Annotated in this window: 18 protein-coding genes and 1 pseudogene; 9 read left to right on the forward strand and 10 right to left on the reverse strand. The window is 39.1% G+C overall.

Features of this window, described 5'->3' with window-relative positions:
• Window positions 1–53: 53 nt before the first annotated feature.
• The 6 genes from I3259_RS15670 to I3259_RS15695 all read right to left on the reverse strand — a co-directional run bounded on the left by I3259_RS15670 (window position 54) and on the right by I3259_RS15695 (window position 5949).
• Window positions 54–1403, reverse strand: a complete 1350-nt coding sequence (locus I3259_RS15670; protein ID WP_238030544.1) for an MATE family efflux transporter — start codon at window positions 1401–1403, stop codon at window positions 54–56.
• 60 nt (window positions 1404–1463) lie between these two features.
• Window positions 1464–1739 (reverse strand): hypothetical protein, encoded by a 276-nt coding sequence (locus tag I3259_RS15675; RefSeq protein WP_238030509.1) that lies wholly within the window; start codon window positions 1737–1739, stop codon window positions 1464–1466.
• A 317-nt stretch (window positions 1740–2056) separates the two neighbouring features.
• Window positions 2057–3022, reverse strand: a complete 966-nt coding sequence (locus tag I3259_RS15680; protein WP_238030511.1) for an LD-carboxypeptidase — start codon at window positions 3020–3022, stop codon at window positions 2057–2059.
• Window positions 3023–3142: 120 nt separating this feature from the next.
• Window positions 3143–4258 carry an anhydro-N-acetylmuramic acid kinase gene (locus I3259_RS15685; protein ID WP_238030513.1) on the reverse strand — a complete coding sequence of 372 codons (1116 nt, stop codon included), beginning with the start codon at window positions 4256–4258 and terminating at the stop codon, window positions 3143–3145.
• A 305-nt stretch (window positions 4259–4563) separates the two neighbouring features.
• Window positions 4564–4851: a hypothetical protein gene (locus I3259_RS15690; protein WP_238030515.1), complete on the reverse strand. Its 288-nt coding sequence runs from the start codon at window positions 4849–4851 to the stop codon at window positions 4564–4566.
• Window positions 4852–5037: 186 nt separating this feature from the next.
• Window positions 5038–5949 carry a LysR family transcriptional regulator gene (locus I3259_RS15695; RefSeq protein ID WP_238030516.1) on the reverse strand — a complete coding sequence of 304 codons (912 nt, stop codon included), beginning with the start codon at window positions 5947–5949 and terminating at the stop codon, window positions 5038–5040.
• 266 nt (window positions 5950–6215) lie between these two features.
• Between I3259_RS15695 and I3259_RS15700 the strand changes: the two genes are divergently transcribed.
• Together I3259_RS15700 and tdh are read left to right on the forward strand one after the other, a co-directional pair.
• A complete protein-coding gene (locus I3259_RS15700) occupies window positions 6216–7409 on the forward strand; it encodes a glycine C-acetyltransferase (RefSeq protein WP_238030517.1) in 1194 nt (397 codons plus the stop codon).
• Window positions 7410–7545: 136 nt separating this feature from the next.
• A complete protein-coding gene (gene tdh / locus I3259_RS15705) occupies window positions 7546–8577 on the forward strand; it encodes an L-threonine 3-dehydrogenase (RefSeq protein ID WP_238030520.1) in 1032 nt (343 codons plus the stop codon).
• A gap of 117 nt (window positions 8578–8694) precedes the next feature.
• Here tdh and I3259_RS15710 read toward each other — a convergent pair whose 3' ends face one another.
• Window positions 8695–9900: a S8 family serine peptidase gene (locus I3259_RS15710; protein WP_238030521.1), complete on the reverse strand. Its 1206-nt coding sequence runs from the start codon at window positions 9898–9900 to the stop codon at window positions 8695–8697.
• 413 nt (window positions 9901–10313) lie between these two features.
• On the opposite strand from I3259_RS15710, the gene I3259_RS15715 reads away from it, so the two are divergent.
• Window positions 10314–10805, forward strand: coding sequence for a VF530 family DNA-binding protein (locus tag I3259_RS15715; protein WP_238030523.1), 492 nt, complete (start codon window positions 10314–10316; stop codon window positions 10803–10805).
• Window positions 10806–10926: 121 nt separating this feature from the next.
• Here I3259_RS15715 and I3259_RS15720 read toward each other — a convergent pair whose 3' ends face one another.
• Window positions 10927–12279 carry a phosphatidylserine decarboxylase family protein gene (locus tag I3259_RS15720; protein WP_238030525.1) on the reverse strand — a complete coding sequence of 451 codons (1353 nt, stop codon included), beginning with the start codon at window positions 12277–12279 and terminating at the stop codon, window positions 10927–10929.
• A gap of 318 nt (window positions 12280–12597) precedes the next feature.
• Between I3259_RS15720 and I3259_RS15725 the strand changes: the two genes are divergently transcribed.
• From I3259_RS15725 to I3259_RS15740, 4 genes are all read left to right on the forward strand, one after another.
• Window positions 12598–14193, forward strand: a complete 1596-nt coding sequence (locus tag I3259_RS15725; RefSeq protein WP_238030527.1) for an ABC-F family ATPase — start codon at window positions 12598–12600, stop codon at window positions 14191–14193.
• A gap of 126 nt (window positions 14194–14319) precedes the next feature.
• Entirely contained in the window at window positions 14320–14775 is a 456-nt protein-coding gene (locus tag I3259_RS15730) for a YaiI/YqxD family protein (RefSeq protein ID WP_238030529.1), read from the forward strand.
• Between the two features lie 471 nt (window positions 14776–15246).
• Window positions 15247–15687 carry a tetratricopeptide repeat protein gene (locus I3259_RS15735; protein ID WP_238030531.1) on the forward strand — a complete coding sequence of 147 codons (441 nt, stop codon included), beginning with the start codon at window positions 15247–15249 and terminating at the stop codon, window positions 15685–15687.
• Between the two features lie 130 nt (window positions 15688–15817).
• On the forward strand, window positions 15818–16264 hold the full coding sequence (locus tag I3259_RS15740) for a GNAT family N-acetyltransferase (RefSeq protein ID WP_238030533.1): 447 nt from the start codon (window positions 15818–15820) through the stop codon (window positions 16262–16264).
• 221 nt (window positions 16265–16485) lie between these two features.
• Here the strand turns inward: I3259_RS15740 and I3259_RS15745 are convergent, their stop codons facing one another.
• Both I3259_RS15745 and I3259_RS15750 read right to left on the reverse strand, forming a co-directional pair.
• On the reverse strand, window positions 16486–16704 hold the full coding sequence (locus I3259_RS15745; RefSeq protein ID WP_238030535.1) for a transposase: 219 nt from the start codon (window positions 16702–16704) through the stop codon (window positions 16486–16488).
• 15 nt (window positions 16705–16719) lie between these two features.
• Window positions 16720–16986: pseudogene (locus tag I3259_RS15750) on the reverse strand (site-specific integrase); the annotation flags it as partial.
• A gap of 544 nt (window positions 16987–17530) precedes the next feature.
• Here I3259_RS15750 and I3259_RS15760 point away from each other — a divergent pair.
• Complete coding sequence (locus I3259_RS15760; protein WP_238030536.1) at window positions 17531–18400, forward strand: hypothetical protein; 870 nt, start codon at window positions 17531–17533, stop codon at window positions 18398–18400.
• Between the two features lie 143 nt (window positions 18401–18543).
• Window positions 18544–18843 carry a hypothetical protein gene (locus I3259_RS15765; protein ID WP_238030538.1) on the forward strand — a complete coding sequence of 100 codons (300 nt, stop codon included), beginning with the start codon at window positions 18544–18546 and terminating at the stop codon, window positions 18841–18843.
• Window positions 18844–18893: the final 50 nt, after the last annotated feature.

Consider the following 18893-nt stretch of genomic DNA (forward strand, 5'->3'; position numbering starts at 1 on the left):
TTCACTCTCGCTTAGAAAAAACGGTGAAAGGTTGATAGCCTTTCACCGTTTTTTTATATCAGATTATTTAACCATTTCTTACTTCTAAAGCGATAAATACACGCGAACCATTTAAATAAGGTTTCGGCAAAAAATAAGCTAAATACCCATACAGGTGAAAGATTGAAAAAATAGGCACCCGCAAAAGCCAATGGAATACCAAATGCCCATTGGGTTAAAACATCTTGATATAAACAGAATTTCACGTCACCACCAGCACGTAATACGCCAACAACCATTGTGGTTGGCAATGAACGTAAAATAATACCAATCGAAAGAATCGCCATAAAGTTACTGGCTAACGCTTTGGTTTCAATAGTTAACGCAGGGAATAGCGATAAAATATTATCTCGCATCAAAAACAAGATTACCGAAATCACGCAGGTTACAATAATCGCAATAACGACAAGTGCAATCGCTTGATAATAGGCGGTGTGGTAGTGCTTAGCGCCTAATTGATTACCAATAATAACTGCAGAAGCATTGGCAACACCGACTAAAAAACTTAAGGATAATGATTCTATTGGGGTCATGACTGATAGTGCTGCTAATCCCTCAACGCCAGTCATACCCATAATGGCGTGATAAGAGAAAATCCCCACAGACCATAATAGAAAATTAAAAGTTGTAGGCAGTGATAAAGCAAAGAAACGTTGTAGATCGTAGGTAGAAAATATCACTGAAAAATCAGCGAGTTTAAAGGTAAGAATGTGCTTTTTGAGATACAAATAAGTGAGCAGAAGGACAACTTCTACCATACTGCTTAATAGGGTTGCTAATGCTGCGCCTTTAATACCCAAAGCAGGGAAGCCTAAATAACCAAAAATAAGTATCCAGTTAAAAAAGATATTACAAACAATGCCGCATGCACTGAATATTGTACTTACTTTAGGCTCACCAATAGAGCGTAAACTCGCCGTATAACTAACGACTATCGCACTGAAGATTAAACTAAAACCTACAATAGTGAGGTATTCGCTACCCCGGTTTATGACTGCCTCTGATGACGAAGCTAAAAGCATAACTGCGTGAGGATAAAAATAAAAAATGAGAGCGAATATAAAAGCAAAAATAACCGTACAAAAAATACTGAGTACAGTACTCTTTTTTACTCCGAGATGATTATTCGCACCCCAATATTGGGCTGATAAAATACCGCCACCGGTGGCGATACCCGTTAATAAAATCGTGATAACAAATAACGCTTTTGCAGCAATACCCATTGCCGCAATATCAATTTCAGACAATTGACTGAGCATTAATATATCGATTAATCCTTTACTTGAAAAAAGGATACTTTGCAAAATAATAGGGGTAGCAATAAAGAATAATCGAGAAAAAAAAGTGCGATTTAACGTATGCATTAAAGGTTTTGGTGATAAAAAATAATCAGTCATAAAGCCGAAATACCTGTTGTGTTGTGACTATTTAACACGCATTAAATGGTGAATCTCATTGTCTAACATAATGGTTTTTGTTTCTGACTTTCTCATATTATCAACAACTTGAAGCATGGTTGGTGAATAGCCATGATTGACCATCCATGCAAGGTGAGTTGAAAAAGTATCTTCATTAATGACGCTTGAACCGTCATTTACACCGTTCTTATTGACATTAATAATCCAAATACGTTGTTTATACTCAATACTTTCTATGACTTCACTTTTTAGATGTGACATTAAGCGACGTAATTTTTTCATATTATCCTCTCGTTTAGGGTCGGTATGAAATAACCATATCATTATTAAAGGTATGGTTTTTAAGCTAAATATTTCAAAATATTACGAGAGAATGGTTATTAATAACATTTGGCTAAATATGTGGGTTTATATTTCACAAAAAAAAGATAAACCATATAAATGACTATTATTTATATGGTTTATTTAACAGCACGAAATAAATACATTAGAAGCATATTAATAATGCTAGTTTGGTAGTTTATTAAACTGTGACGTTGAACAAATAGCGACGAGAACAAAAGCACTTATACGATAAGGAATGAGCGCTTACATAGGGTTTACTGATTAAATGAGCAGTAATCAGACGGCATACCATGCTCGTTAATTTCGTGACGTTGTAACGAAACTTGACGACCAAAAATAACGGGTTGGTTATATTTACCGTGACCGATAAAAGGGAAGTAATACACGGGTTTACCAAGTTGTTGAGCAAATTGTTCAAGTACATGTTTATACATTAGACGATCTTGATCGTTGGGATCCATGTTGTAGTACTGTCCAAACACAATCGCACTAACGTCAAAATCTTTTAAGAACAGTAATTGCTGAAGATAGCGATCAAGCTGGCGATAAGTGACACCAATATCTTCCAACAATAAGACTTTATTTGAAAAATCAGGTTGATAATGTGTGCCAAAGGTGGCTGAAACTAATGTGTGATTACCACCAATAAGCAGACCCGTTACTGATGCGCTCTTAGCTAAATCATTTAGAGGCAATACGTTGTTGTAGCTTACACCTTCATTTATCAAGGTTTTTAAATCAGGAATAGGTTGCTCGTTTCCGCCGTTGGTGGCTTTATTGGTTGAGGCGTTAACAGCATGTACCGATTGCCAGCCTAATTCGTTATTAATAAAACTATGGATAGCCGTTACATCGCTAAAACCAACAATCATTTTCGGTTTTATTTCCAGCAACTGTGTTTTGTAAGCGTGTAAAAAGGGTATGAGGTTTAATGCGCCACCACCGCCACGGAAGAACCATAGAACATCAATCGTTGGATCCAGTAGGGCGGCAATAAGGTTATTTGCTCGCTCTTGATCTGTATTCACATAACCGATGTCAGAAATTACTTGGTTTAAATATTTGGTGGTAACCATGTAGCCATGGGCAATAAAAGTATCAACCACGTTATTGACGCTTTGTTCATCATATTGAGTTGAACATGAAATTAGGGCGATTTGGTTTAATTCTTTTGCGCAAATATGATCGGAATCTAACGCATTATTGTTCATTGTATTCATATTAGATTTGTCTTCAATTGAGCGTGTGCCATGTTAAAAACCACTAAAAAGAGTGGTGCCTCAACGATAATAATGAGTATAACAGATTGTTTCTTCGTTATTTTAGGTCAGCGTCAGAAATTACTCCGCAGGGTAAATCGCACCTAATGTGGTTAATCGAGATGCGCCAGTCACTTCGGGCAAATTACCGGATAAACCATGTAACGTACGATAGCCAAGCCATGCAAATGCCATAGCTTCCATGTTATCGCTATCGACACCACGCTCATTGGTGATCGTCACTGTCCAATCAGTTAGCAGTTGTGTTAAACGACGCATTATTAATGGGTTATGGGCTCCGCCACCACATACTAATAACTCATTAGGCATGTTATCGGGCGTATCTTGCGCTGTTTGTCTTACATCATTGGCAATGGTTACTGCTGTGTATTCCGCTAAGGTTGCTTGTACATCTTCAGGTTTAATGGTTAAACCTGCTAAATGCTGTTCTAACCAAGGCAGATTAAATAATTCTCGTCCGGTACTTTTCGGTGCACATAATGATAGGTAAGGTTCGCTGAGTAGGTTAGCTAATAGCTCTACATTCACTGTGCCTGATAATGCCCATTGTGCGTTTTTATCATAGCTTTGCTGAAGATGTAGGTTGATCCATGCATCCATTAACATGTTGCCAGCACCGGTATCAAAACCTATTACAGGTTTATTCGGTGTCAGAACGGTTATATTGGAAATACCGCCAATGTTTAAAATGACACGATTAATGTTTTTATCGCTAAATAGTTGCTGGTGGAATGCAGGCACTAATGGCGCGCCTTGACCGCCAAATGCCATGTCTTTACGGCGAAAATCAGCAACGGTAGTGATACCTGTTTTAGCGGCGATTATATTGGCGTCACCTAATTGCATGGTAAAAGGATAGGGTGAATCTGGGGCATGAAAAACGGTTTGACCGTGACTGGCAACCGCTTTGATACTCTCTGCTGAGGTCGCCGTTTTTTCAAGTAATCCATTTACCGCATCTGCAAATAAACAGCCTAAACGGTGATCAAGTTCGCCAATGGCTAGGAGATTGGTTGCTTGACCAATGCAAACGTCGAGTAATGCTTGCTTTAAGTCACTTGGCATTGGGTGGTCATAACTGCCTAATAAAGTGATCTTAGTGTCATCTATTTCAACCAACACGGCATCAACACCGTCCATGCTGGTGCCTGACATTAGGCCAATATACTTTTCCATCACAAATTCCATACATATTACAAGGCTGTAGCCATACTTTAGAGCTAACAGTGTAAGAATGAAATGAGTTTTAGCGTTATGTTTTTAAGTTGAAAGATCGTTGGCTAATCCATGTACAGAAATAAACGAGAGTGCAGTCAAATTTAGTAATTAACAATATTGATTATTTCAATCTTTAATATACTATTTTTACGATTTCTCTCTTAATATTTAACAATAAGTTGATAGTTCCATTCAAAGCCGCACTCTTTGTTTGGGCAATAAAGCCGCTGTCAGAAGCGGCTTTATTGTATATGGAAATTTGATCAGTGTAGTAGAGCAGAACGGCTTTCTAAACTTTGGCTACCTTGCGTTGCGACGACTGATTGCATTTTATTAGCAAAATTCATTAGTTCTAAGCTAACTGGAGAGCGTGCAATGAGCTCTTCTTGATCATTAGTGATTTCAATCGCGTGACCTGTGGTGCCATCTTCATATGTACCAGATACAAAATGAATCGAAGTGTTAATCAAAACTGAGTGTCCATACTCCTTTTCAACTAAATTCATCCAGTACATCAACTCATCGTGGTTTTCGATAATTTTAGCATTCATATGCTCTATCCTTGATGTAGTAGCGCATTTTTAACGTCTAGCTGTATAAAAATGCTTTTATTTATAATTACTTAGTGTTAATAGAGTATCAACCATCACGAACAATTAATCGATGAATTGTTATTAAAATAATGACTCTAGCACTCAAAAGGAGAGATTGAGCAAATTACTCAATTTCAATTTTCATTAAAGAGTCAAATGAGCCGTAAAATAATCAATGACCGCACGAATTCTTGCTGGCATAAACTTACTTTGTGCGTATTGCAGTGCAATATCACCGTGGTAATTGCCTCGAATAGTCCAGTCAGGTAACACTTGGATCACCTTGCCAGTAGCAAGATCGTGTTTGATCACAAAGTCAGGAAATATTCCAATGCCTAAATCATCTTTTACGCCTTTTAATCGCATTTGAGAGTGATTGACGGCATATCGACCAGAAACAGCAACGGTTATTTGTTCCCCGTTCTTATCAAAATCCCATATATGATCGATATTAGTCTCACCGAGATATAAACAGTCGTGGTGTTTTAAATCGCGGGGATGTGTTGGCATCCCATGCAGGGCAATATAGTTAGGGCTGGCACACAATGTCAGGTTTACTTTGCCAATTTTCTTTAGCACTAAGCCTTCAGAGGGTCTTTCTGTTAAACGAAATACCACATCAATGCCTTCGGCGATAATATCAATGTCACCATCACAAGCTTTTAGTTTTAAATTTACTTCAGGATATTGTGTTAAGAAAGGTTTAACTAAAGGTTGAAGAAGAATGTTCATAAAGGCTTTTGGTGCTGCAATTGTGACAGTCCCAGAGGGCACAGTATGCTCAGAGCTTGAGATTTCAATCGCTTGTTTAGCCGCATCAATCATCTGGGTACATTGTTTATAAATACGATTACCTGACTCACTGATCATCAATTTACGTGTTGTACGTTCTAGTAGTTTTACTGATAAGGCTTTTTCTAACCGTGCGATTTGCTTACTGAGTGCGGATGGCGTAACACCTAATTTGCGTGAAGCCGCAGTATAACTGCCTTCATCTACAATAACGATGAAGGTGGCTAAGTCTGGCATTAGTGCGATGAGTTTATGTGTATCCATTTATTTGTGCCTACAGTTCATTAATCATTTTCCACCGCGGGGGATAATAGTTGTTTTTAGCATGATTTAGAATGGCAATATTAGCTTGTAGTTATCTGTATTGGATTAATTGCGATTTAGGAATACAAATAGCTTAAAACAAGGCATAGCTACGATTTTTATTCGGACATGATCGCTATGATAGTTGTTTATATCATGTGATGAGAATGTTGGTTAGCTCGTTTACGCTAACCAACATTAACCATAATAATACTGTGAGGGACATCATGACTTCTGCATTCTATACCCAAATCCAAAAACAAATTGAAGATGTAAAAAGTGAAGGGTTATACAAATCTGAGCGTGTGATCACATCACCGCAAAAAGCAGCGGTATATATCCAATCGGGTCAAGAAGTCTTAAATTTCTGTGCCAACAATTACCTAGGTTTAGCCAACCACCCTGAGTTGATTAAAGCTGCTAAAGAGGGGATGGACGAGCACGGTTTTGGTATGGCGTCTGTCCGTTTTATTTGTGGTACGCAAGATGCGCATAAAGAGCTAGAGCGTAAGCTGTCTGATTTCCTTGGTATGGAAGATACGATTCTTTATACCTCATGCTTTGATGCAAATACGGGCTTATTTGAAACAATTTTAGGTGCAGAAGATGCGATTATTTCTGATGCATTAAACCACGCATCAATCATTGACGGTGTGCGTTTATGTAAAGCGATGCGTTTCCGTTATGCCAACAATGATATGGCAGAATTAGAGCAACAATTAATTGCAGCAAAAGAAGCAGGTGCTCGTAATACATTAATCGTGACTGATGGCGTGTTCTCAATGGACGGTGTCGTAGCGAATCTACCAGCTATTTGTGATTTAGCTGAAAAATACGGTGCACTTGTGATGGTTGATGACTCTCACGCTGTTGGCTTTATGGGCGCAAATGGTCGTGGTACGCATGAATACCATAATGTTATGGATCGTATCGACATTATTACCGGCACATTAGGTAAAGCGATGGGTGGTGCATCAGGCGGTTATACCGCAGGTAAGAAAGAGGTGATTGACTGGTTACGTCAACGTTCACGTCCATATCTGTTCTCTAACTCAGTCGCGCCAGCAATTGTTTCTGCTTCAAATCGCGTTATTGATTTATTAGCGGAAAGCGGTGAACTCCGTGATCGTTTATGGGAAAACTCAGCGCATTTCCGTACTCGCATGACAGAAGCTGGTTTTACGATGGCAGGGGCTGATCACGCGATCATTCCTATCATGTTAGGTGATGCAAAAATTGCGGCAGAGTTTGCCGAGCGCGCCCTAGAAAAAGGCATTTACGTGGTTGGTTTCTCATTCCCTGTTGTACCAAAAGGCAAAGCACGTATTCGTACACAAATGTCAGCAGCACATACACCAGAACAACTGGATAAAGCGATTGATGCCTTCATCGAAGTGGGTAAAGAGATGGGCATTATCTAATTAAAGCTTCACGTTATTAAATGTGACGAAAACATATCGCTACTACTGCATGGTAAGGCAAAGGTTCCAATAACATGCAGTGGTAGATGGACGCTGAAAAGCATGTTGTATCCTAAAGAAATAAGCGAATAATATAATGAAAATCAAAGCTCTTTCTAAATTAAAGCCTGAAGAAGGCATCTGGATGACTGAAGTAGATAAGCCAGAGGTTGGTCATAACGATCTGCTTATCCGCATCAAGAAAACAGCAATTTGTGGTACTGACGTTCATATTTACAATTGGGATGAGTGGTCACAAAAGACGATCCCTGTACCTATGGTTGTTGGTCATGAATATGTCGGTGAAGTGGTTGGGATGGGGCAGGAAGTGCGTGGCTTTGCTATTGGCGATCGCGTTTCGGGTGAAGGCCATATCACGTGTGGTCACTGCCGAAACTGTCGTGGTGGCCGTACCCACTTATGCCGTAACACCATTGGTGTGGGTGTAAACCGTGAAGGTGCATTTGCGGAATACTTAGTGATCCCTGCATTTAATGCATTCAAAATTCCTGATGATATTTCAGATGATGTTGCGTCTATTTTCGACCCGTTCGGTAATGCTGTTCACACAGCGCTGTCGTTCGACTTAGTGGGCGAAGATGTGCTGATCACAGGCGCTGGCCCAATCGGTATTATGGCTGCGGCTGTAGCAAAACACGTGGGTGCACGTTATGTCGTGATCACGGATGTTAACGAATATCGCTTAGAGCTTGCTCGTAAAATGGGCGTGACTCGTGCGGTTAACGTAGCGAAAGAAAGCCTGACGGATGTGATGGCAGAGCTTGGTATGAAAGAAGGCTTTGATGTTGGTATGGAAATGTCGGGTAATCCGGCAGCATTCAACAGCATGCTATCAAGCATGAACCACGGCGGTAAAATTGCACTGCTAGGTATTCCACCATCAGACATGGCAATCGATTGGAACCAAGTGATCTTCAAAGGTTTGATCATCAAAGGTATCTATGGACGTGAAATGTTTGAAACTTGGTACAAGATGGCAACATTGATCCAATCTGGTTTGGATCTCACACCAATTATCACTCACCACTACAAGATTGATGATTTCCAACAGGGCTTTGATGTCATGCGATCTGGTCAGTCAGGTAAGGTTATTCTTGATTGGGAATAACAGCCTAGCTATTTTACTTGCTGAATAATGAATCACAAAACGAAAAAAAGCTGCACAGCCATGTGCAGCTTAAATCGAACATCGAATGTACGTTATTATTATTTATCAGCTTATTTTTTATAAGCTTGGAATTGGATCCGGATTGCCATCAGGATCGTTGTTTACGTAACCACTCACGTAATAGCTATTGATGATTGCTAAGCCACAGAAGTGTGGTGCAGCCATTGAAGTCCCGCTAAGTGTTGTTGTACCACCGCCTGTTTTGGTTGATAAAATATTTACACCTGGAAGAGCAAACTCAACGACAGAACCGTAATTAGAGAAGGTCGCAAAATTGTGGTAACGGTCAAACGCTGAAATAGTGTAAACGTTAGGGTGGGTTGTACTCGCAGGGGTATAGTTTTGCGCATCATCGGCACTGTTACCAGCTGCAATAGCGAAGATAATACCTTTACTTGCCACTGCTTTAATCGCTGAATCTAAAGCACTTGAGAAACCTTGTGCACCTAAACTCATGTTGGCACAGTCACCGTAGCTACCATGTTGGTAAATATGATCGACACCTGCAATTACCCCTTCGATAGTACCGCTACCTGTATCTGAAAGAACTTTAATTGGTACAACTGTGGCACCTGCTGCGACGCCAACTACATCATAACCATCCATTTTTGCTGCAATCGTACCAGCAACATGGGTACCATGTCCGTTACCGTCTTCTGTTGTATTAGTACCAACAAAACTTGCACCGCGAGACACATCTACATTCAAATCAGGGTGTGCACTATCAATACCGGTATCAATGACCCATGCGGTACCGTAATCAACGACTTGATGACCGACACGTTGTACACCCCAAGGCACAACTTCAGGATCTCGTACTGGTTCCGGTTCTGGTGATGGCTCGGGTTCAGGTGTTGGTTCTGGTTCAGGCTCAGGTGATGTTTCACCATCTTTGTTTTTACCGCCTTTACCATGACCACCTTTTTCTTTGTCAGGGCCTTTGGGTTTATCAGGACGAGCAACAAGGGAGACAGGAAGATTTTTTTCGATATGAGAGATATCAGGGAAGCGTTCTTGTAATTGTTTTAGTGCTGCTTCTGGAAGATTAATCGACATACCTTTAATAGCATGGGTGTAATTATGGCGAATTTTACCTTTACTGCTCAGTATAGCTTTTGCAATCTCTGAACGTTTGTGCTCAGTAATATTGTCATCAAATTCGATGATGTATTGGTTATGAGTAGAAACAGAAATAGGGGTAGCTGACAGAGGTGCTGAAATTGAAGCGACTAATGCAGCTGTAAATACAGTGATACGATTCATTTTTCATTGTCCAGTAAAATTAATTTTGTGAAGCTCATTACAATAGACCGAGGGTGTTTAAATTAAATTTCAAAAGAATTGAAAAAAATTAGGGTAAAATCTCAATATTTGTATGTTATTGAAAATAAATCAGAATAAATCGTAAGTTTTTTGAAGATATTTAAATTTAAAAATCAATTTTAAACGTGAATGATGTTTTAAATATAAAAATCAATAGCTGTTGCTGACTCACTAGAAGCTGGTTAAAGTAATGAAAAGTTGATTGTGGCGATAGCTAGACGAAAAGGGATGTAGCTAGTTTATATCGTTTAAGAAAAGAGCATAAAAAGGATTATTAATTAAATTGTTTATTAGTTATTGTGGCCTGCCTTTATACTTATAATTAATCCCATCAAACTCCGTTAGGAATGGCAATGCAAGAACAACAACAGAATGCTCAACCAGCTAAAAAAGAAAAAGAATTAACCCTAGAGCAACGACTATTACAGAACAACCCACTTCATGGTTTAAGCCTAGAGAAAATGCTAACTGAGCTTGTTGAACACTATGGTTGGGAGATCTTAGACACGGCTATGCGCTTTAATTGTTTCAACACGAAACCGTCTATTGCGAGTAGTGTGAAATACTTGAAGAAAACAGAGTGGGCTAGAGAGAAACTAGAAGCTTTTTACTTATCTCGTTTTAAACGTATGCCACGAGCAACAACGGCTGAGTTAGAAATTCCACCTCGTATGCGTACTTTTGCTGATGGTGTTGTACCACGTGAGCCAATGGAATTAACCGTTGATTCTATTCTAGCTTCTAAAGCAAAAGCGGCATCAGCATATAAAGAGCGCGCATCTAGAGGTCGAAGCAATAGCCGTGGTGGTAATCAACGTAGCGGTAGCCGTCCACCACGTCGATAATCGACCTATAAAACATTAAGTTTGTTTGAATAAAGAAAACGCCTTATTACTTTGATAATAAAATCAGTAATAAGGCGTATTTATATGTATTAGTAACGTTTAAAACAAATGAATGTTTAAATTAATCGTTTGTTAATACGGTTGCAATACGAGAACAAACAGGAATATTGGTTGCATCTAAGCCTGGTGTTGTATTGTGGAAGTCAAACGCTAACTTCACATCTGGTCCAAATACAAGACAGTGAGTTGAACCACCAAAGTGGAACATACCCAATTCATCACCTTTATCTAGATGTTGACCTTCTTTGACTGTAATTTCGCACGATGACACTTCAGCCATACCCACAGCGATAAAGCACATTAAACCAATGTTAGGATTATCAGATTCAATAAAGATAATTGCACGTGTTGCCACAGCTGTTAAAAATGGCTGTGAATTGTTTGGTGCGCTGTCATCGGCACCATCAGGGTTACCAAAACCTTGGTATTGGTTACCCAAGTAGTAAGAGCCATTCACAATGTAGGCTTTTTTCACAGTACCGCTTACAGGGCTATTCCAGCGGTGATAGCTCAATGCACTTAAGAATGCTTGATAAATTGTACCGCCAATAAATTGCTTCGCGAGTGGATCAAAATCCATCATATTCTGTAGCGAATAAGGTTGGCCTTTTAGCCAGAATTCAGATGTTTCAGCTACGTTTTCTGCAATTTGCAACGGTGCTGATTCACACGCATTAGCAATAATGTCATCACCTTCAGCAATTGGACGAACACCTTTTACGAACTCACGAGTGAAAAAGTCATCCCATGATTTAAAGCCATAATACTTATCATTAGGATCACATTGGAAAAAGTGCTCAAACGGTAATGTTTTAAGAGCTGGATCAGAAGTGGCTTGGCAAGCAACACCGACCATTTCACGTTGTGCAGTTGGATTTAACCAGCCTAATACTTTCGGTGTGCGATTAAGATCATCGTTTACTAATACATAGCGAGAATCAGAACTTGCAAGGAAAGAAGACCAGTAAGTTAATATTTTTTTAATTTGCTGATTCACTAATGCATTTGAGAAGAACGTGTAGCCAGCAGGAGTTGCCATCGGCCAATCTAATAATGCATTAATAGGAAAACCAATTAAACCACAAGGGTTTAGTTCACCAGTTTTAGGGTCGGTATATTCAGTACATTCAGGCGCTTGCGTCATAATTGCGTTTAGTAGCACAAGAAATTCATCAAAGCTCATGACTTCTGGTGTACCTAGTGGCGTTAATTCTTTTTGATTACCTGCATAGCTAAACATACGTTCAGCGAGTTCTATTAGGCTTTCATCATTATCAACCAAATCTTTAAACTCTTGGATAGGTTGAACAAGTTCAGTTGGATGTTGTTCTGTGTGCGCTTTTAAGTGTTGGATCCAAGCATTAACGTGCGCTTTACTTTTTGGTAGCCAGTTACCGAAAGAATGGATATTCATAATAACTCTCTATTTATTAATCAATGTTGAAAATTACTATACGCTTTGAATAAACATTATCATTACACAAAAACATAACTTCATATTTCATTATTCCTTTTTAAAATCTAATTAACTACATGTAAACAAATACTTAATCCCTATAGGCTTAATGGTAATCATAGAAAAGGGCAATGATACTAGTTACAATTTTGTTGTTAATTTAAAGGTGATGTAAGTCACTAAATCTGTTATACTCCGCGCCAATTTAGAGAAAAGTCGCTTGTAGTAAGCGGCTTTTTTAATGCTTGATATATTCACAAATTTTGGAACAGTACATTGATTTCAACAGCTAATATCACAATGCAGTTCGGCGATAAGCCATTGTTTGAAAACATCTCAGTAAAATTTGGTGGCGGCAACCGTTACGGCCTAATCGGCGCGAATGGTTGTGGTAAATCGACATTCATGAAAATCTTGGGTGGCGAGCTAGAGCAGTCTGCAGGTACTGTTTCACTTGATCCTAATGAGCGTATGGCTAAATTAGGTCAGGATCAATTTGCATTCGAAAACTACAGCGTAGTAGATACAGTGATCATGGGTCACAAAGAGCTATGGACGATTAAAGAAGAACGCGATCGCATCTATTCAATGGCAGAAATGTCAGAAGAAGATGGTATGCGTGTAGCAGATCTAGAAGTAGAGTTCGCAGAAATGGACGGCTACTCAGCAGAAGCACGTGCAGGTGAACTTCTTCTTGGTCTTGGTATTACTGAAGATCAACACTTTGGTCTTATGAGTGCCGTTGCACCTGGTCTTAAAGTTCGTGTGCTTCTTGCTCAGGTATTGTTTGCTAACCCAGACATCATGCTACTTGACGAACCAACGAACAACTTGGATATTCACACTATTGCATGGCTTGAGCAGATCCTACTAGCGCGTAACTGCACTATGATAATCATCTCGCACGACCGTCACTTCTTAAACAGCGTATGTACACACATGGCTGACTTAGATTACGGTGAGCTTCGTGTATTCCCTGGTAACTACGATGAATACATGATGGCTGCTGAGCAATCACGTGAGCAGTTACATTCAGATAATGCAAAGAAGAAAGCACAAATGGCTGAACTACAAACGTTCGTAAGCCGCTTCTCTGCTAACGCATCTAAAGCGAAGCAAGCAACTTCTCGTCAAAAGCAACTGGATAAAATCCAATTAACAGAAGTGAAAGCATCTAGCCGTCAAACACCATTTATTCGTTTCGATCAGGAAAAAGAACTGTTCCGTAACGCATTAGAAGTGGAAGGTTTGAAGCAAGGTTACGGCGAAAACATCCTAATCAACGGTGTTAACTTACTGGTAGAAGTAGGTGAGCGCATCGCGATTATCGGTGAGAACGGTATCGGTAAATCAACATTCCTAAACACGCTAGCGGGTCAAATGGAGCCAATGGCGGGTATGGTTAAGTGGTCTGAAAACAATAATATTGGTTTCTACGCACAGGATCACAGTGCTGATTTCGCAGAAGATATTACATTGCTTGAGTGGATGAGCCAGTGGAAAAAGCCAGGTGATGACGAGCAAACTGTTCGTGGTATCCTAGGTCGTATGCTGTTCTCACAAAACGACATCAAGAAATCTGTAAAAGTTATTTCTGGTGGTGAGCAAGGTCGTATGTTGTTTGGTAAGTTAATCATGCAACGTCCTAACATCCTACTTATGGATGAACCAACAAACCACATGGACATGGAATCTATTGAAGCACTTAACCTAGCGTTAGAGAACTTCAAAGGTACATTGATGTTTGTATCTCACGATCGCCAGTTTGTAACATCGGTTGCAACTCGTATTCTTGAGATCACTAAAGACGGCGTAGAAGACTTCCACGGTACTTATGATGAGTACATCGCGAAGAAAGCATTAGTTGGTTAAGTTTTTACTTAATAAAACAGGCTAAGCCAAAAAGTTAATCGAAAGCCGCCTTAAAATAGGGCGGCTTTTTTACAAATAAAGCTTATGTGTTTAATGACACGTACAGAAAGAATGAAAGGGTTACCTATGAAAATTTGGGTAGATGCTGATGCATGTCCAAACGTTGTAAAAGAGATTCTATTTCGCGCTGCTGATCGCGCAAAAGTGAACGTAACGCTGGTGGCTAATCAATACATTCGCACACCACCTTCACCGTTTTTACGATCTATTCAAGTGGAACAAGGCTTTGATGTCGCTGATAATTATATTGTGCAACAAGCTGAAGCAGGGGACTTGGCGATTACCGCTGATATCCCATTAGCTGATGAACTGATCACCAAAGGCGCACATGCGTTAAACCCTCGCGGCGAGATGTATACTAAAGACACCATTAAGCAGCGTTTACAAATGCGTGACTTCATGGAAACTATGCGCAGCAGTGGCGTACAAACGGGCGGCCCAGCACCATTAAGCCAAGCGGATCGTCAAAACTTCGCTAACAAACTGGATACGTTTTTAGCTAAGAACCACAAGCCACAATAACACCTAAATATGGAGATGAACGCCGTTTTGTCTCCATTTTTCTTATCTCCATTTCCTTTCTTTAGTACTCCCGTTATTCCTATTCCAATTTAGACGAAATGCTTTTGCTTGCTGGTAATGAGACTACCTGTGTATTTACCCAGTTATAATGAAAAGCGTAAATTTTTCCGATTAGGCTTTGTTTTAAATAAGAAAACTTTCTTAATTATCTCAGCGGTGAATTTTTAAGTTATTGATGTTAAATGGTTAATTTTACTTTTTGTGTATTTAATCCGACGGATGAAATATTGTTCTTACTTTTACCAACGTAAAGATATCGATTGAATGTAATATTTTGCGACTAAAGTTATGAAATTTGGTGCTTTTATTTTTTACAATACTGGTTATTTAGAGCATTAATAGAGCGCAAAAGTAAGAATGCTTATTAATATACTGTTATGTTTACTTCAATAGCACTGGTAAGGAAACCATATGGAAATAAATGAAGAACTATCTCTTAAGATTAAAGAAATATGCGATGAGGGGGATGTCTTCATCGAGTTGGGAGAGTATCGCAGTGCTTTTGATAACTTCGAAGAAGCTCTTGACCTTATCCCCACTCCAAAAGAATCATACTCAGTCACTGCGGGTGTCATGGCAGGCCTTGGAGATGTCTATTTTAAATCAGGCAGTTTTGAGCAAGCTAAAGAGACCTTTTCTGCCTCTATGTACTGTGTTGGCGCGATAGGTAATCCGTATCTTCACCTTCGATTAGGTCAATCTCAGTTTGAGTTGGGCAATACAAACAAAGCAATTGATGAGTTAGCTCGGGCGTACATGGGGGCTGGGAAAGAAATTTTTGAGTCTGATGATCCTAAGTATTTCGACTTTCTTACGTCTAAACTTTCTCCACCCGCGGGCGGAGAGTGGTAAACATAACAAGAGCATTAACGGGACGTTTACTCGTGGCGCATTTTTTAAAGAAGCACTGTGATTTAGGTGTTTCAACCAGTTTGGGCTAGTAAACGCCCGTTATGCTAAACGTTATGTGCTTGGAGGGGGAATGGAAATTCAGAAGGTCCTAAAATCGGATTTAGAGGCAGTAACAAGGCTTGTTTCAGAGGTCTCAGACAAGGATGTGCTTCCATTGTTTAATGCACAGGGAAAGCAAGAGTATAAGGACAGAATTTTACTAGACCTAGCGACTACTTTTGACAATGAGAAGTTTTTATCTATTAAGGCTGTATCAGGTGGGAAAGTCCTTGGTTTTGCTGCTTTGCGTGATGGGAATTATCTAACACATTTATTTGTTGCTAATTCACAGCAGGGCTCGGGTTTAGGTCGTACTTTATTGAATCATTTGCTCAACCAGACAGATGCTCGGGAGGTTAGCCTGCGTTCATCGGTAAATGCTGTTGAGTTCTACAATCGCAATGGTTTCATAGCAACAGGTGAAGAAGCTGAGTTCAACGGAATTAGGTTCGTACCAATGTCTTTAGTACGCACATAACAAATAAGGATATGTGTCGCGAAGCCGACACCTATCCGAAGTGTTGGACAAGCCCAAGCCACCTTATATAAGTAAATATTGGAAATAGCATGAAGGGTGATGACAAAAAGAAGTCGAGCGTTATCCTTGGTGTGAACCAATAACTTTAACACTCTGATTTATAATAAAGTCCTCTTTAGCTCTGCAGCGTGAAAGCCATTATCCTTATTATTGAACGTCGGTTATTTTGGCCGAAATATTCCCGTTAATTGCATGACATGTTGGCAGCAGGGGCAAAAGGGTTGGGCTTTTATACGTACCGTTTTATTCGGTGAGGGCAACGTCAGTTGCCCGGTTAACATGAACATAAATTGGATAGCTTGAAGCTGCTTCTTTTCATGACCCCGCAGAAAACCATAATCACGTACCCGACGAAATCCTTTAGGTAATACATGTTGCAATATCCATCTCTAATAACGTTGAAGCACATGCCTAAAGAAAAGCTGTAAGTCATTGCGATCAATTTTCACGGTACTCCATGAATGTGTTTTGATCAGTTGTGTAAAATACCGTTTCAGGTCGTCGGTAGTTAACGTGTCTGGTGATTTATCCAGTTGATGGGTAATGCGACGTAGAGCACGACTATAAGCATCAATCGTAGCGGGACGTTTACCTTGCAAGGTGAGATGGGTAAGGTGTTGTTCATAAAGATAATCTGAACGATGTTGCTGTGCTTTATTCATGATAAATACTCCTTTTTTAAAGGTATATTTACCGTAGTCGAGCTTATGGGCTTTCACTCTGCCGCGAAGCGGCTTCGTTCAACAAACGCTTCAAGAGGGGCATCCAACGCTTGGCATTTTTACTATGCGTTAGTTTTTGTGATTAAGGTGTTATGCGGAAAATTGGTAGTAGCGTTGGCTGCCCCTTAAGCGGGCTTTACTCTTACTTTTCTTAATACTACCAGCCTAAATAAGCAATTTGCCTAACACGTTTTGTCCAATAACGGGCTAGCACAGAAATGCCAAAAAATGTGTTAAATCAAATACTTATTCACATTGAATTAACGTAATTTTGGATTGGCTTTAGTAATAATTTTAATTTTGTCATTTAAATTAAAATTCTTTTCATCTTCCCGCGATATAGAGTAACAAAGTGTTACTAACATCATTATTTAATATGCAATTCTTGGTATAATTGTCCAGCAATTAAGGCATATTTCTAAAGTAATATTGTTATTTAGATAAACCGTTAAATGCTATTTTAATTATCGATGGAGAATAACTGTTGGAATTACACATCAGAGATTTGTTATCTCTAGAGTATCACGGTCATAAAGTTGCTAACGGGCAACTTCGAGCTAAAGGTGTAGCTAAGTATATATCTGCTATAGATGATTTTATGGTTATTACTTCTAAGCATGCATATGGAAAAGATGCTGAACTGACTTTTGATGTATCTGGCTTTAGAAATCAATCATTTGATATTGATTTTGCACTTCAAGTTGTAAATTTAGGTGCTGCGGCAATGTTTGCTTCGGGATCTCCAAAAGACCTGATTATGCTAGCAACGGACTGTATTAAAGCATGTATACATCTTCAAGGGCAGCAGCCAAAAGAGGTACAAAAAAATACAGTCGACAAGTCAGTCCATGTGACAAATCAGCAAGGCGACACACAAGTTTTTCATATAGAAACCATTAATGTAATAGCAGATCCCAAAGCAGCCAATTCCTTAGATTGCTTCATTCGAGAACCGCTAGCGAAAGGTTTAGAAGCAGTTAAAGTAAAGTCTTTGGTTCATAAAATTGAAGCTCATGCCGCAGCAAATGAATGCGATTATTTTAAACCTATCGATTTTGAAACACCTTTGTTCACTAACTCTATTAAAACAGGTTTGGTTATTGAATCACCATCATTCAAAGATGGTAACAAGTGGAAGTTCAGTGATGGACAATCAAGTTTTTACGCTGAAATTACAGATGAGCAGTTTCTAGAACGTGTTGACAATGGTGAGGAACGGTTCGGTAAAAATGACATATTGTTAGTAGAAATGGATGTGATTCAAACTCAAACACCATCGTGTTTGAAAGTAGAAAAAATAATTACCAAAGTCATTGACCATCAGTACGCACAGAAGCAAAACAGCATGTTTTAAAAAATAATATTAATTTAATTATTACTCATACCTCTGTTGACTATACATGATAAAATTTTCTTTTTAAAACAGAGGTTTATTATCAATATGCTGTTTTCAAATATATAAAAGTTTGAGTTACGTATTATAAATAATGAGAGAATATGGAAAACAAACAGTTTATTAGTCAGTTATTCCTAGAAAATAGTCAATTCATTTTAGTCGGCTTGACTGGAAGAACAGGCTCAGGATGTACTACTACTGCTAATATATTAGAAAGTAAAAAACCTAACTTCCCTGAACCAGAACATTTAAACGGATTTTATAAAGGTTTGGATGTTGAACGTTATAAAATTGTTAGAAAATATGCGGAGCAGCATTGGAGCAAATTTTATTCAATTAAAGTAAGTGATCTAATATCAACTTATATCCTAACATTATCGCCTGAACATTTAGCTACCTGATTACCACCGAGACTCAGCCAAGGTTAATAATTTCTCTGGCATCGGTGGTG

Origin of the sequence: Photobacterium sp. Ph5 (assembly GCF_022129445.1) — a bacterium.
Taxonomy (GTDB): Bacteria; Pseudomonadota; Gammaproteobacteria; order Enterobacterales; family Vibrionaceae; genus Photobacterium.

Coding starts and splice junctions, on each gene's coding strand:
- I3259_RS15670 (WP_238030544.1), bottom strand. CDS start 1,403: ATGCATACGTTAAATCGCACTTTTTTTTCTCGATTATTCTTTATTGCT.
- I3259_RS15710 (WP_238030521.1), bottom strand. CDS start 9,900: ATGAATCGTATCACTGTATTTACAGCTGCATTAGTCGCTTCAATTTCA.
- I3259_RS15735 (WP_238030531.1), top strand. CDS start 15,247: ATGGAAATAAATGAAGAACTATCTCTTAAGATTAAAGAAATATGCGAT.
- I3259_RS15675 (WP_238030509.1), bottom strand. CDS start 1,739: ATGAAAAAATTACGTCGCTTAATGTCACATCTAAAAAGTGAAGTCATA.
- I3259_RS15685 (WP_238030513.1), bottom strand. CDS start 4,258: ATGGAAAAGTATATTGGCCTAATGTCAGGCACCAGCATGGACGGTGTT.
- I3259_RS15695 (WP_238030516.1), bottom strand. CDS start 5,949: ATGGATACACATAAACTCATCGCACTAATGCCAGACTTAGCCACCTTC.
- I3259_RS15680 (WP_238030511.1), bottom strand. CDS start 3,022: ATGAATACAATGAACAATAATGCGTTAGATTCCGATCATATTTGCGCA.
- tdh (WP_238030520.1), top strand. CDS start 7,546: ATGAAAATCAAAGCTCTTTCTAAATTAAAGCCTGAAGAAGGCATCTGG.
- I3259_RS15715 (WP_238030523.1), top strand. CDS start 10,314: ATGCAAGAACAACAACAGAATGCTCAACCAGCTAAAAAAGAAAAAGAA.
- I3259_RS15765 (WP_238030538.1), top strand. CDS start 18,544: ATGGAAAACAAACAGTTTATTAGTCAGTTATTCCTAGAAAATAGTCAA.
- I3259_RS15720 (WP_238030525.1), bottom strand. CDS start 12,279: ATGAATATCCATTCTTTCGGTAACTGGCTACCAAAAAGTAAAGCGCAC.
- I3259_RS15690 (WP_238030515.1), bottom strand. CDS start 4,851: ATGAATGCTAAAATTATCGAAAACCACGATGAGTTGATGTACTGGATG.
- I3259_RS15700 (WP_238030517.1), top strand. CDS start 6,216: ATGACTTCTGCATTCTATACCCAAATCCAAAAACAAATTGAAGATGTA.
- I3259_RS15730 (WP_238030529.1), top strand. CDS start 14,320: ATGAAAATTTGGGTAGATGCTGATGCATGTCCAAACGTTGTAAAAGAG.
- I3259_RS15740 (WP_238030533.1), top strand. CDS start 15,818: ATGGAAATTCAGAAGGTCCTAAAATCGGATTTAGAGGCAGTAACAAGG.